At 72.4% G+C, this 13,573-nt stretch carries 10 protein-coding genes and 1 tRNA gene; 2 read left to right on the top strand and 9 right to left on the bottom strand.

Features of this window, described 5'->3' with window-relative positions; all coding sequences use genetic code 11:
- Positions 1 to 233: 233 nt before the first annotated feature.
- The 7 genes from JHW38_RS08610 to JHW38_RS08580 form a co-directional block, all read right to left on the bottom strand.
- Entirely contained in the window at positions 234 to 2,024 is a 1,791-nt protein-coding gene (locus JHW38_RS08610) for an acyl-CoA dehydrogenase C-terminal domain-containing protein (RefSeq protein WP_207525546.1), read from the bottom strand.
- Positions 2,025 to 2,138: 114 nt separating this feature from the next.
- The gene (locus JHW38_RS08605) at positions 2,139 to 2,621 is read right to left on the bottom strand and encodes an LEA type 2 family protein (protein ID WP_207525545.1); all 483 of its coding nucleotides are present in this window, start codon (positions 2,619 to 2,621) and stop codon (positions 2,139 to 2,141) included.
- 340 nt (positions 2,622 to 2,961) lie between these two features.
- Positions 2,962 to 3,609, bottom strand: coding sequence for a response regulator (locus tag JHW38_RS08600; RefSeq protein ID WP_207525544.1), 648 nt, complete (start codon positions 3,607 to 3,609; stop codon positions 2,962 to 2,964).
- A 50-nt stretch (positions 3,610 to 3,659) separates the two neighbouring features.
- Positions 3,660 to 4,376 carry a sensor histidine kinase gene (locus tag JHW38_RS08595; RefSeq protein WP_207525543.1) on the bottom strand — a complete coding sequence of 239 codons (717 nt, stop codon included), beginning with the start codon at positions 4,374 to 4,376 and terminating at the stop codon, positions 3,660 to 3,662.
- Positions 4,373 to 7,750: a serine/threonine-protein kinase gene (locus JHW38_RS08590; RefSeq protein WP_242691276.1), complete on the bottom strand. Its 3,378-nt coding sequence runs from the start codon at positions 7,748 to 7,750 to the stop codon at positions 4,373 to 4,375. The genes JHW38_RS08595 and JHW38_RS08590 overlap by 4 nt, the downstream gene beginning before the upstream one ends.
- A complete protein-coding gene (locus tag JHW38_RS08585) occupies positions 7,747 to 8,682 on the bottom strand; it encodes a GAF domain-containing protein (RefSeq protein ID WP_207525541.1) in 936 nt (311 codons plus the stop codon). The genes JHW38_RS08590 and JHW38_RS08585 overlap by 4 nt, the downstream gene beginning before the upstream one ends.
- A gap of 64 nt (positions 8,683 to 8,746) precedes the next feature.
- Positions 8,747 to 9,652, bottom strand: a complete 906-nt coding sequence (locus JHW38_RS08580) for a DUF6689 family protein (RefSeq protein ID WP_242691275.1) — start codon at positions 9,650 to 9,652, stop codon at positions 8,747 to 8,749.
- A gap of 356 nt (positions 9,653 to 10,008) precedes the next feature.
- On the opposite strand from JHW38_RS08580, the gene JHW38_RS08575 reads away from it, so the two are divergent.
- Positions 10,009 to 11,400: a S8 family serine peptidase gene (locus tag JHW38_RS08575; protein ID WP_242691272.1), complete on the top strand. Its 1,392-nt coding sequence runs from the start codon at positions 10,009 to 10,011 to the stop codon at positions 11,398 to 11,400.
- A gap of 502 nt (positions 11,401 to 11,902) precedes the next feature.
- On the opposite strand, the gene JHW38_RS08570 is transcribed toward JHW38_RS08575, so the two are convergent.
- Complete coding sequence (locus JHW38_RS08570; protein WP_207525540.1) at positions 11,903 to 12,295, bottom strand: hypothetical protein; 393 nt, start codon at positions 12,293 to 12,295, stop codon at positions 11,903 to 11,905.
- 422 nt (positions 12,296 to 12,717) lie between these two features.
- Positions 12,718 to 13,272: a DUF6491 family protein gene (locus JHW38_RS08565; RefSeq protein ID WP_428995293.1), complete on the bottom strand. Its 555-nt coding sequence runs from the start codon at positions 13,270 to 13,272 to the stop codon at positions 12,718 to 12,720.
- Between the two features lie 168 nt (positions 13,273 to 13,440).
- On the opposite strand from JHW38_RS08565, the gene JHW38_RS08560 reads away from it, so the two are divergent.
- A tRNA-Phe gene (locus JHW38_RS08560) sits at positions 13,441 to 13,516 on the top strand.
- The last annotated feature ends 57 nt before the right edge of the window (positions 13,517 to 13,573 follow it).

Here is a 13,573-nt window from a genome sequence, read left to right as displayed (position 1 = left end):
TCGCCGACACCGGAGACTTCCGGCTCACGCTGAAGCATTTCAGCGTGGGTTCCGGTGCGGACCAGGCGGATCTTCGCTCTATCGGTCTCCATACGGAGAAGGAGCTTATACCTTGTCGGTTACATTTTGTGTAGACGGGGTGGCCGCCGGTCAGGGCCTGAGCGGTCGGTGCGGGCCGAGGAGCGTGCAGGAGCGAGCGCCGCAGCCGCCCGCTCCTGCACGTTCGCAACCCGTTAGGCGTCGAAGCCTTCCGCCGTCAGCGTCATCAGCGGCGCGGTGCCGCTGTCGATCGCGGCCTTGTGCGCCTGGGTGCGCGGCAGCAGGCGGGCGAAGTAGAAACGCGCGGTTTCGCGCTTGGCGTCCTTGAACGCCTGGCTGTGGCCGGAGGCCTCGGCCGCGGCGACGCTGCGCGCCCACCAATAGGCCAGGCAGACATAGCCCGAATAGAACAGGTAGTCGTACGCCGCCGCGCCGACTTCGTCGGCGTTGGCCGCGGCGCGCTTGCCGACCGACATTGTCACCTGCAGCCATTCGCCGGCGGCCTGGCGCAGCGGCGCGACGAACTCGGCCGCGGCCGGGTTGCTTTCGTTTTCGGCGCAGAACGCTTCGATCTTGGCCAGCATCGCCTGCAGGCCCGCGCCTTGCAGCTGCATGACCTTGCGCCCGAGCAGGTCCAGCGCCTGGATGCCGGTGGTGCCTTCGTACAAGGTGGTGATGCGCGCGTCGCGGGCGAGCTGCTCCATGCCGTGCTCGGCGATGTAGCCGTGGCCGCCGAAGCATTGCAGCGCGTTGTAGGTGCACTCCACGCCCCACTCGGTGAGGCAGGCCTTGACGATCGGGGTCATGAAGCCGATCAGCGCATCGGCGTCGGCGCGTTCCTTCGCGTCCGCCGAGCCGTGGGCGATGTCGACCAGCAGCGCGGCGTCGTAGCCCATCGCCCGGCCGCCTTCGACCAGCGCCTTGCAGGTCAGCAGCATGCGCCGCACGTCGGGGTGGACGATGATCGGGTCGGCCGGCAATTGCGGGAACTTCGGGCCCGACAGCGCGCGCATCTGCAAACGGTCGCGCGAGTAGCGCAGCGCGTTCTGCAGTGCGCGGTCGGACAGGCCCAGGCCTTGCAGGCCGACCGCGAGGCGGGCGGTGTTCATCATCGTAAACATCGCCATCAGGCCCTTGTTCGGCTGCCCGATCAGATAGCCCTGGGCGCCGTCGAAGTTCATCACGCAGGTCGCCGAGCCGTGGATGCCCATCTTGTGTTCGAGGCTGCCGCAACGCACCGCGTTGGCCTCGCCGACGCTGCCGTCGCGCGCGACCTTGACCTTCGGCACGATGAACAAGGAAATGCCCTTGCTGCCGGCCGGCGCGTCCGGCAGGCGCGCGAGCACCAGGTGGATGATGTTGTCGGTGAGGTCGTGCTCGCCGGCGGTGATGAAGATCTTGGTGCCGCTGATCGAATACGTGCCGTCGGCCTGCGGTTCGGCCTTGGTCTTGAGCAGGCCCAGGTCGGTGCCGCAATGCGGTTCGGTGAGGCACATGGTGCCGGTCCAGCGGCCTTCCACCAGCGGCTTGAGGAACACTTCTTGTTGCCATTCTTCGCCGTGGTGCAGCAGCGCTTCGGTGGCGCCGTGCGAGAGCAGCGGGAAGTTGCCCCAGGCCAGGTTCGCCGCGTCGATCATTTCCTTCAGCGGCACGCCGGCCGCGTGCGGCAGGCCCTGGCCGCCGAACTTGGTTTCGGCGGTGAGGCCGGACCAGCCGCCGTCGACGAACTGGTCGTAGGCCTGCTTGAAGCCCGGCGGCGTGGTCACCGCGCCGGTCGCCTTGTCGTGCTTGCAGCCGATCTGGTCGCCGACCGCGTTGAGCGGCGCGAGCACGCTTTCGTTGAAGCGCGCGCCTTCCTCGAGCACCGCATCGAGCACGTCGCGGGTGGCGTCGGCGTAACCCAGGCGCTGGAACTGCGCTTCGGCGCCGAGCAGGTCGAACAGGACGAAACGCATGTCGGTGAGGGGGGCTTTGTAGGTGCTCATGGGCGGGATTCGGGATTGGGGATTAGGGATTGGGAATTGGATGGAGAGGACGAAGGGGCGGGGCCGGGCGTCGCTTCGTTGCGAATCCCAAATCCCGAATCCCGAATCCCGGCTTCAGCGCATCACGCCGGGCAACCCGGGCGCCGGGCTCAGCGCGCTGCTGCGCTCGATCTGGAAGGTGCGCTGCTTGGCTTCGCTCGGGGTGGCGGCGATGTCGCCCTTGAGGCTGTAGGCGAGGCTGCGGCCGCCGGCGAGGGCATCGGCGATGGCGAGCTTGGCGCCGCCGGCGGGCTTGAGCGCGATGGTGACCACGTCGGCCGATTCCGGGCCGATCGACAGGCCCGGCTGGGTCTGCAACTGGCCGGCGGCTTCTTCGCCGAGCTTGAGCTGCAGGTCGACGCGGTCGAACTGCATCGGGATGCTGCTGAAGTTCTCCAGCCGCAGATCGACCGACCAGCTGCCGTCGGCCTTGACCGTGAGCTGTTGGATGCGCGCGGCCGGCTCGGACACGCGCCGCACCGGACCGGATTTGCATGCCACCAGCGAGGCCAGCAGCAACGCCGCGCCGACTACCCGCACCCAGACCCCTGCCTTCATGCCGCCGCTCCATCAAACGCTTGTTGGGAGGCCGAGGATACTACGGCGAATGGTGAGGCGGTCAGGGGCCGCGATGGCGGTTTTGTGGCGGCGGTCGGCGTGGGAGCGGGCTGGCGCTCGCGCTCGCCGCCGGATGCGGCCGCAGCGGCGGTGCGCCGTCGCGCGCGACGCGGTTGCGTGAGCCCGGTTCAGGCGGGCGGCCACGTCGGCGGCGCGGCGCGCCGGCGGCGTTTCAAGCGCGCCGGCGCAAGCGAATCGTCGCGGGCGCCGGATGCCGTGCGGTGCGTTTCAAACGCCGCCGTCCGACGCGCGCGGCGCGAACGCACGCGCCGCGATCGCCTCAGTCCACCAGGCCCTTGCGCGAGGCATAACGCACCAGCTCCGCGCTGTTGCGTACGTCGAGCTTGTCGAGCACGCGGGCGCGGTGGTTCTCGGCGGTCTTGACGCTGATGCCCAGGCGCCGGGCGATTTCCTTGGTGGTCAGGCCGTCGGCGATCAGGTGGAACACTTCGCGTTCGCGCGCGGTCAGGCGGCCGTAGGGATCGCCGAGGTCGCGCTCGGGATGGCGCAGTTGCTCGGCCAGCGCGCGCGCGGCCTGCGGGCCGAAATAGCCGCGGCCGGCATGGACTTCGCGCACCGCGGCCAGCAGCTCCGCGGCCGGGCTGTCCTTGACCACATAGCCGCTGGCGCCGGCGCGCACGGCCTGCAGGATGTATTCGTCTTCCTGGTGCATGGTCAGCACCAGCACCTGCGGCGGCTGCGCTTGTTCGCGCAGGCGGCGGATCACTTCCAGGCCGTTGAGGCCAGGCATCGACAAGTCGGTGACGACGACGTCGGGGCGCAGTTCCTGGGTGCGCTGCAAGGTTTCCACGCCGTCGGCGGCCTGCGCGACCACGTCGACGCCGGCGCCGCGCAGCAGGTTGGCGAGGCTCTCGCGAACCATCGTGTGATCGTCGGCGATGAGCACGCGCACGCTGGAGTCGGGCATGGCCGCAGGGTGCGCGGCGCGGGCGCGGGGCGTCAAGCCGCGCGGCGCGCTCAGGCGTAATCGAGCGGCACGCGCGCGCTCAGGCGCAGCCCTTGGCCGGGCGCGCTGTCGAGTTCGAGGCGGCCGCCGTACAGGCGCAGGCGTTCGCGCATGCCGCCCAGGCCGTTGCCGCCGCTGGCCAGGGCCACGGCCGGATCGCAGCCGCAGCCGTCGTCGTGGACTTGCAGCCGCAGTTCTTCGCCTTGGCGTTGCAGGCTCAGTCGGATCTGCTGCGCGTTAGCGTGGCGCGACGCGTTCGCCAGCGCTTCTTGTGCGGTGCGGAACAGCAGCGTCTGCAACTCGCCGTCGAGCTCGGGCAACTCGCCCAGCGCCAGTTCGACCCGCGCGCCGCCGCGGCCGTCGTGGCTGCGCGCGAGCCAGCGCAGCGCGGAGGCGAGGCCGAGGTCGTCGAGGATCGGCGGGCGCAGCAGGCGCGAGAGTTCGCGCGTGTCTTCCAGGGTGTCGCCGCACAGCGCCAGCGCCTGGGCCAGGCCGTCGTGTAGCGCGGTCTGCTCCGGGGCCAGCGCGGATTGCAGTTCGTGCAGGCGCAGCTTCAGCGCGGTCAGGTTCTGGCCGACGCCGTCGTGCAGTTCGCGGGCGATGCGGCGGCGTTCGTCTTCCTGCACCCGCCACACTGCGCGGCCGAGGCGGCGGAACTCGCGTTCGTTGCGCTGCAGGCGTTGCAGCAGGTCGCGGTACAGCGCGCGCAGTTCCGACGGGTCGCTCATGGCGCGGAGGCCGGCGCCGGCGCGTCGTTGCCGGCGCGGGCGCGGGCCGGGTCGTAGCCGGCGCGCAAGGCCGGCGGCAGTTGCTCGCGCAGGCGCTGGCGTTCGGCCAGCGCGCGCGCGTCGCTGGCGGCCGCGTCGGGCGCGCGGCCCAGCGCGCGCTGCGCCTGCGCGGCCAGCGCGTGCAGCGCGGCGGCTTCGAGATGATCGCCGCGGCGCAGCAGCGGCTGCGCGTCGCGGTAGGCGCGCAAGGCCGCGTCGGCGTCGCCGGCGGCGAGCGCCAGGCGCATGCGTTCGCCGGCAGCCTGCAGGCGCAGGCCGGCGTGGCCGAGCGCGGCGATGTCTTGTTCCAGCGCCGGCGCGAGTTTGCCGTCGGCGTCGGCGCCTTGCAGCGCCACCTGCAATTGCAGCAGGCGCACGCCGGATTGCCCGGCCTCGCGCCGCGCCTGCGCCAGCGCGGCGCGTTCGCCGTTGCGGTCGCCGCCGGCGCGCGCGAGTTGCGCGCGCAGCAGCGCGGCGATGCCGCGCTGTTCCGACGAAGCCTGCGCCAGTTGCGGCGCCAGCGCATCGAGCGCGGCGCGCGCCTGCGCGTCGGCGTGCGCGGCCGCCAGCGCCTGCGCGCGCAGCAGGCCGACGTCGGCCTGGCCGCGCGCGTCCTCGCGCTGGCGGAACAGCGCGGCGGCGGCGTCGAGCTGGGCCAGCGCCGCGCCGATGCGGCCCTGCATCAGCTCCAGTTCGCCGAGGTTGCGCCGGCTCACTGCGGCTTCTTCCATCATCTGCGCGGCCAGCGCGGCGTCGAGCGAGCTTTGCAGCGCTTCGCGCGCCTGCGGCCATTGCCCGCGCGCGCTCGCCAGCAGGCCGAGGTTCTGCGCGGTGCGGACCTTGCCGGTGTCGTCGCCGAGCTTGGCGTAGGCCTCGCGCGACTGCAGCAGATAGGCCTGGGCGTCGTCGTAGGCGCCGAGCTGGTAATGGGCGAAGCCGATGTCGTTGAGCGCCTGGGCGGTGCCGGCGGCGTCGCCGGCCTGCTGCCACGCCGCCAGCGCGCGCCGGAACGCGGCCAGCGCGGTCGGGTAATCGCCGCGTTCTTCGGCCAGCAGGCCGAGTTCGTTCTCGACCGCGGCCAGGCCGCGGCGGTCGTCGAGCGCGGCGTACAGCTCGCGCGCCTGCTGCAGGCTGCGCGCGGCCTCGTCGAAGCGGCCGGTCAGCGCCAGCACGTTGCCGAGGTTGCGCAGGCTGGTCGCCAGCCCGCGCCGGTTGCCGACCGCGCGGCGCAGTTCCACCGCGTTGCGGTATTGGGCGAGCGCGTGATCGTTCTGGCCGAGGCGGGCGTAGCCGATGCCGAGCGCGTTCTCGGTTTCGCCTTCGCCGTAGCGGTTGCCGCCGCGCTTGTACTGGACCAGCGCGCGCACCAGGTAATCGTCCACGGCCGGTTGGGCCTGGCCGTGCAGGATCGAGAACTTGCCGAGTTCGAACCACGCGCGCGGGTCGTCGGGGTCGCGCGCGGTCAGCGCGCGCAGTTGCGCGATCGCCGCGGCCGCGTCGCCGCCGGCGCCGAGCGCGCGCGCCAGCGCCAGTTGCGCGTAGCTGTCGTCGGGCGCGGCCTGCGCGCGCTTGCGCCAGTAGCCCGCGACGGCGTCGGCGTCGCCGTCGAGCGCGGCGCGTTCGGTTGCGAGGCGCGCGCGCATCGCGTCGTCGCCGGCCGCGGCGCGTTCGCCGGTTTCGAGCGCGGCATACGCGCCGTCGCCGTCGCCGGCGGCGTTGCGCGCTTCGGCCAGCGCCAGCCATGCGGCGGCGAAGCCGGGCGCGGCGGCGGTGGCGCGTTCGAACGCGGCGACGGCGGCGCTGAGGTCGCCGCGGTCGCGCGCGAGCAGGCCGGCGCCGTAGGGTTCCAGCGCGGCGGGTTCGCCGGTTTGCGCTGCAGTGGTTCGGTTCGATGCGGACGCCGGCGCAGCGGGCGAGGGCGCCGCATCGATGGCGCCGGCGAGTCCGAGCGCGGCCGACAGCTGCGGCTGCGCGAGCAGCGCGGCCAAGGCCTGCGCCGGATCCTTGCCTGCGGCTGCGAACTCCTGCGGCGCGGCGGCGCCGGCGTGCAGGCGCGCGCTCAGGCGCCAGCGCGCGCCGGCCGGCGCGAGCGCGAACGCGAGCACGCGGTCGGCGCGCGCGAGCCGCGCGAGCTGGGTCGCCGGCGGCGGCGCGGCGCCGCTGGGGTCGAGTTGGCGCAAGGCCTGCTGGCTGCGTTCGTCGTCGACGACGGCGACGGAGGCGTGCATCGCCAGCGTCTGCCGCAGCAGCGCGGCGAGCGCGCGCTGGGAATCGGGCGCAGCGTTCGACGCGGTATCGAGCGGCACGACCAGCATTCGCCGCAACGGCGTCGCGGCATGAAGCGAAGCGGCCGCCGAGGCCGCGGCGGCCGGTGCCGGCGCCGGCCGCAACGACCAAACGCCGGCGGCCACCGCCGCCAGCGCAGCCGCGCCAGCCACTGCGATCCAGGTACGCCGCCCCGGCCGCCAGTCGCGCGGCACCTGGCGGCGGTCGATCGCCGCGATCACCGCCGCGGCGTCGGGCAAACGGTGCGCCGGTTGCGGGCGCAGCAGCCGGTCGGTCAAGCGCACCAGCCACGCCGGCGCATCGGGACGCAGCCGGCTGACCGGCGGCGGCGTGCGCAGCATGCGCTGGGCCAGCACTTCGCTGGCGGTGCCGCCGGCGAACGGCATGCGCGCGCTCAGCATCTCGTGCAGGATCAGGCCGAGCGCGTACAGGTCGCTGCGCGCATCGGCGCCTTCGCCGCGCGCCTGTTCCGGCGAAAGATAATCGGGCGTGCCGACGATCGCGCCGGTTTGGGTGAGTCCGCTGCCGGCGAGCGAGCGGGCCACGCCGAAATCGGCGATCAGCGCATCGCCGTTGCGGTCGAGCAGCACGTTCGCCGGTTTCAGATCGCGATGGATCACCCCGCGCGCATGCGCCGCGGCCAGGCCTTCGGCGATCTGGCGGGCGATGCGCACGGCCTCGTCGATCGCCAGCGCGCCGTCGCGGTCCAGGCGCCGGTCCAGCGCCTCGCCGTCGATCCAGTCCATGCCGATCAGCCATTGGCCGTCGTGGCGGAACAGGTCGTGGATGCGCACCACGCGCGGGCTCGACACCTGGCGCGCGGTCAGCAGTTCCTGGCGGAAGCGTTCGAACGCGTCGCTGCGCGCGGCCAGTTCCGGACGCAGCAGTTTCAGCGCGACCTGGATGTCCAGGGTGGTGTCGAACGCGCGGTAGACCTCGCCCATGCCGCCGAGCCCGAGCAGGGCTTCGATGCGGAAGCGCCCGGCCAGCAGGCTGCCGGGCGCGAGTCCGCGGCCACCGTACAGGCCGGTCGCGGTGGTGTCGCTCACGACGAGGCGGCCTGCGCGCCGACTACGCGGGCCCACGGCAGCGGCGTGGCCGCCGGCTTCAGCGCGTCGAAGGCGCGCTGCGCCAGCAGCCACAGCGCGGCGCTGTCGGCGAAGGCGGCGAGCAGTTCCATGTCGAACTGGCTGATCGCCTCGCCGGCGCCGCGGCGGTCGGCGTAGACCGCGCCGAGCACGCGGCCGGCGTGCAGCAGCGGCAGGCACACCAGGCTCTGCAGGCCGCCGGTGACCACCGAGGAGCGCTGCGCCAGCCAGGGATCGTCGTCGATCCAGTTGACCACCACCGGCTGGCGTTCGCGCAGGCAGCGCTGGACCGCGCCGATGCTGCCGGAGAAGGTGCGCGCGTTGAGCTCGTCGTGCTCCAGCGACAGGCTGGCCTGGACCAGGAAGTCTTCGCCCTGGGCCAGCAGCACGAAGCCGCGGCTGCAACCGGCCAGTTCGACCACGCCGCGCAGGATGTCGCCGGCCAGGTCGGCGCCGGCGGCGGCGTTGTCGTCGGCCGCGTCGGCGACGCCCAGGACGGTGGCCGGCGCCGCGCCGGCTTCCAGCCGCCGCGTCCATGCCGCCGACAGCGCGCGGCGCTCGCGTTCGCGTTCCTGCCAGGCGCGGGCGTCGTCGTCGTCGTGCAGCGAGAACTCGCACAGCACGTCGCCGAAACGCAGCCAACCTTCGCTGCGGTCGAGCAGGGCCTGGGCGACCTGGATGCCGTCGACGTGCGAGCCGTTCTTGCTGCCCAGGTCGAGCAGCCGCCAGCCTTCTTCGTCGTGGACCAGTTCGGCGTGCTGGCGCGAGACGGAGGCATGGTCGATGCGCAGCTCGCACGCGGGATCGCGGCCGATGCGCAGGCGCGAACCGGCTGGGATCCATCGGCTGATGGCTGCGGCTTCGGGCGGGTAAACGATCAGGCGCGCCGGCATGGCCGCATCTTACGCGGAACTTCCGCGCCCGCGTCGGCGCCGCAGCGCCGGCGCCGGGTCGCGCTCAAGGGCCGTAGTCGCGCAGGTAGGCGAGGCTGAAACGCAAGGTCGCCGCGCCGGCGACGAGTTCGCCGGCATCGTTGCGATGGGTGCGCGTAGCCCGCCACTCGTTGTCGATGAAGGTGCCGCCGCGGGCGACGGCGCGCGCGCGCACTGCGTCGGCGGCGGCCAGGGCGGCGGCGTAGTCGGGCACGGCCAGGGCGGTTTCGACATCGTCGAGCAAGGCGTCGAAGCCGGGCTGTTCGCTCGCCGGCAACAGGTCGACGCGCTCGCGCAGGCGTTGCAGCTTCGAGGCGATCACCACCGGCGTCGGCCGCGCGTCGGCCAGGATCAGGAACTGCGAGAACCCGCCGTAGGTGCCGCGCGCGCGCACGCTGCCGGCGGCGATTTCGTCGGTGACGTCGTAGAACGCGCCGCCGAGCGGCGCCTTGAACAGACGCAGGCGGGTGCCGGCGGCGTAAGGCAGCCAATGGGTGTGGATTTCGGCGCGGCCGCTGCCCTTGAAGCTGAGCCCGCCGGACAGCGGCGGCTGCACCGTCACCAGCAGCGGCAGGCTGCCCGGCACGGTGGTCAGGTCGGTGTCGGGCAGGCGCGCGATCAGGTTCGGGTCGTACAGGCTGACGGTGCGCGCCGACACGCCGAGCGCGGCCGGGCTGAGCCCGCTGGCGTCGTCGAAGTCGAGCGAGAGTTCGGCCAGGATCGGGCCGGGCCAGCCCGGCAAGAACGGCAGGCGCACGGTCGCGACGGCATGGTCGCCGGCGGCGACGACCGTCACCGGCAGCGGAATCTGCGCGGCCGCCGAGCCGGCGCCGAGCGACAGCGCCGCGGCGGCGACCCAGGCGGCCAGTCGCGGCAGGAACGGGCGGCGCGCGGCGCGCTTGGCGGACGGGGTGAATTCGGTGTGGCTCATCGGCGTGCTGGTCCCTGTGCGTCGTCGCGGCGGTGCATCGTCTGTTGCGTCTGGATCGTGTGGCGCCGAACCGGATCCGGTCGGCGATCGGATCTGGCGGCCGCTGCGGCGCCCGGCCGTGGCGACGGTAACCCGGAAGCCGTCGCATCCGCATGAACCGGCGCGCGCGGTACGCCGCGTCCGCGCCGGCGCCGCGAGCGCGCGCTGCCGGTCCGAGGCTACTGTGCCGGCGGTCGCCGGTCTGTAGGGGTTTTCCCCCACGCCGGCTGGGCGGTCTTCCGGATGTCGCCGCCGCGCGCGGCCGGGCCAAGGTGGCTCACCCGGTTCCGGGGGATCGCCAGGGGAGTACGCACGACATGCAACGCAACCGCCGCACCCTTCTCAAACTGACCGCGCTGGCCCTGGGCATGGCCGCCAGCGGCGTCAGCCTCGCCGCCGCCCGCCTCGACGCCGCGCTCGAACGCGCCCTGGCCACGGCCGACGCCGCTGCGCCGCTGGAAGTGGTGGTGTCCTACGACCAACCCGGCCCGTTGCGCGCGGCTCAGGTGCAGGCGCTGAAACTGCTCGGCATCCAGCAGGGCGTGAGCATGCGCGCGCTGCCGATCGCCGGCGCGCTGGCGACGCCGGCGCAGGTGCGCGCGCTGGCGCAGCGCGGCGACGTGCTGTCGATCCACTTGAACCGGCCGCTGCGCTACTACAACCAGGAAGCGCGCGAGCTGTCCGGGGTCAACCGGGTACAGGCCAATCCCGGCGATTTCGGCCGCACCGTGCCGTTCACCGGCCGCGGCGTGGCGGTGATGGTCAACGATTCGGGCATCGACGCCACCCACGCCGATCTCAGGTACGGCCAGCGCGTGGTGCAGAACGTGCAGGCGCTGACCAACCTGCATTCGCTGTTCGATTTCCTGCCGGTGACGGTGCTGGAGAACCAGCTCAACACCGACCTCAGCTCCGGCCACGGCACCCATTGCGCCGGCACCGTCGGCGGCAGCGGCGCGCAGTCCGGCGGCCTGTACCGCGGCGTAGCGACCGGCGCGGATCTGGTCGGCTACGGCTCCGGCGCGGTGATCTCGATCCTCGACGCGGTCGGCGGCTACGACTACGCGATCGCGCACAAGAACAGCTTCGCCTCGCCGATCCGGGTGATCTCCAATTCCTGGGGCACCTCCGGCGCGTTCGATCCGACCGATCCGATCAACCTGGCCAGCTACGAGGCCTACAAGAACGGCATCGTCAGCGTGTTCGCCGCCGGCAACGACGGCCCCGGCGCCAACACCCACAACCCGTACGCGCAGGCGCCGTGGGTGATCTCGGTCGGCGCCGGCAACAAGGACGGCACGCTCGCCGACTTCTCCTCGCGCGGCAATCCCGGCGAGAGCGGCAGCTTCGTCATGCCCGACGGGCAGGGCTGGACCTACGTCAACGAGCCGACCCTGGTCGCCACCGGCGTCGACATCGTCTCGACCCGCACGCCGACCGGCGCGCTGCCGCTGCTGGCCGCGCAGAAGGACGCCTCGCTCGGCCTGCGCGCGGCGTTCTACACCCACATGAGCGGCACTTCGATGGCGACGCCGCACGTCGCCGGCATCGTCGCGCTGCTGCTCGAGGCCAAGCCTTCGCTGAAGCCGCTGGAGGTCAAGCAGATCCTCAGCCAGACCGCCAATCCGATGGCGGGCAGGCAGCGTTTCGAAGTCGGCAGCGGCCATGTCGACGCGTACGAAGCGGTCGGCGTGGCCAACGCCTGGTAGCTCAAGGTTGTCGGCCGGGTTTTTGCCGGCCGGCCGCGCGCGGCGGGTGCGCGCGCGGCCCGGTCCGGCGTCGGGTTCGGGTGGGTGGCGAACCCCGCCCGCACTTCGCCCGCGGCGCCGCGTCCCCGGCGCTGCGGGCGGTCTCTCCGAGTGAACTGGACGCAGTGCAGTGCTTGTCATGAACGGGTGCCCGGGAACATGCGGGTACCCGTCTTTTTTTGTGGGCGATGGGGTGGTTATCGCGTGTCGGTGCCAGTGCCGGTGCCGGTGTCGGCGCGGCAGGCGGACGCGATGCGTTCGTCGGGGCGACCAAACCGCGAGAGGGGCGGCGAGGCTGGCGAAGCGGCGGACGATTTTGCGCGGCGGAGGCAAGCGCTAAGCGGGCCATGCGCGGCTGGCGCAAGCGCTCAATGGGCATTGCTTTGCGTGGCAAGCGCAGTCGAGCGGCCGCAACCGATTGCGGCGCCGTCGCGGCCGTTCGAGAGGCCGGCCGCTGCGGCCGCTAACGCGTCTCGGCGAGCGGCGCCTGCGTCGCGGTGGCGTAACGGAGATAGTCCGGCGGCAGGTGCGAATCCGGGCGCAACGCAGCTATCGGGCCGGCGTGCGCGGCGAATGCCGGAATCGGAGTAGCCGCGATCTGCGCCGGATAAGGTGCGACTGCCGTGGACACGGGAGCAGAGACGGAAGTGGAAGCGGACAATGCTGGAGTCAGCGGTGCCGGACCGGACAGCGCCGAGGCCGACGATGCCGAAGCGGCAGCGCGCGCGGCGCGCGCATCGTCGAAAGAAGGGACCGCCGCTCGGGCCAACAGCGCCAGCGCCGAGACGGCGGTCAGTACGAGGAGATAGCGCGGCAGCGCGCGGAACGAATCCTGGACCCAGATCGCTGCCCTCATGCACGCCTCCCGCGCATCCTGCGCGGGATCGACCGAACGGCCGTCCCGACCGTCGGCGCAACATCCTGTTTGCCGTGCATTGCCGCCAACTCCAACTGCTTTATTCAGTGGCCCCAGCTCCGCAGCATCGCTTGCTCAAGGCGGCGGCCTCGTCCTTTGCTGAGCGGCGTCCGTGTCGTCGCATGGCCGTGCTGCCGGGGCCCGCACAGATTGCGCCCGGCGCGGGGGCGGCGCAGTAGGCCGACGGCGCGGCGGCGTGTAGGATTTTTCTGACAAGCGTCACGCGGAGAATGCGGACCGGGTCGTTGCGGCGGCGGCCCCGCCGGCCGGGCGCGCTGCGCCGCGACGGTGCGGGCGGCGGCCGCGATGCCCGGCCGCGCAGCGGCGCGCGCCGCATCGGCGAACGCGCGCGGCGGCGACGCTCAGGACTTCGGATCTTCCGGCATGGTCCCGGCCGAACGCATTTCCTTCTGCGCCTGTTTGAGCGCCTTGACGTCGAGCGGCAGGATGCGGTCGATGAAGCAGGGGATCTTGATCGACTGCTGGCCGAGCACGATCACCTTGTCGAAGCGCCGGTGCACGCTGCCCATCTGGTTGCTGACCGAAATCGCCTGGGCGAAGTCGAGGTCCTGGCAGCGGCCTTGCAGTTCCAGCAAGTAGGCCTGGTTCGGTCGGGTCCATACCGCCAGCGCGCTGTCGCCGAGCGGCGTCCAGCCGTCGAGGCGGCCGAAGTATTGGAAGCGGTCGACCGGCGCGCCGGCGTGCTCGCGGTACAGCGCCAGACGCTGGGCGTCGTCGAGCTTGGGACCGGTGCTGGCGCAACCGGCCAGCACGACGGCGGACAGCGCCGCGGCCAGCAGCGGCGCGATCCAACGACGCGCAACGGGCGAGTGCGCAGCGTGCGTGCGCGAAGCCGGCGAGCGCGGGCCCGGCTTGGCGGCGCGCAGACGAGGAATGTCCAGAAACAAGGGTTTCATGAGGGTTTCCTTTGGCGGCGCAGCCGCCGATGGGGCTTGCGCCGCCATCATGCGCCCGCCGCGCGTGGCCGCCGCATCGGCGGCTTGCGGCATTCAGCGCAGGGGAGGCTTGCCATCCGTCTCCAGCCTCCGTATCATGCCGCCTCTCTCACGGATTGCCCGTGAAATGGCCGGGTAGCTCAGTTGGTAGAGCAGGGGATTGAAAATCCCCGTGTCGGGGGTTCAATTCCCTCCCCGGCCACCATTTTCGACAAGGGCTTAGCAGCGATGCTAGGCCCTTTGTTTTATTGCGTACGACGTG

The sequence above is a fragment of the Lysobacter enzymogenes genome, from assembly GCF_017355525.1.
Classification (GTDB): domain Bacteria; phylum Pseudomonadota; class Gammaproteobacteria; order Xanthomonadales; family Xanthomonadaceae; genus Lysobacter; species Lysobacter enzymogenes_C.
Note: the sequence above shows the minus strand (reverse complement) of the source record. Positions and strands in the feature narration are given on the sequence as shown.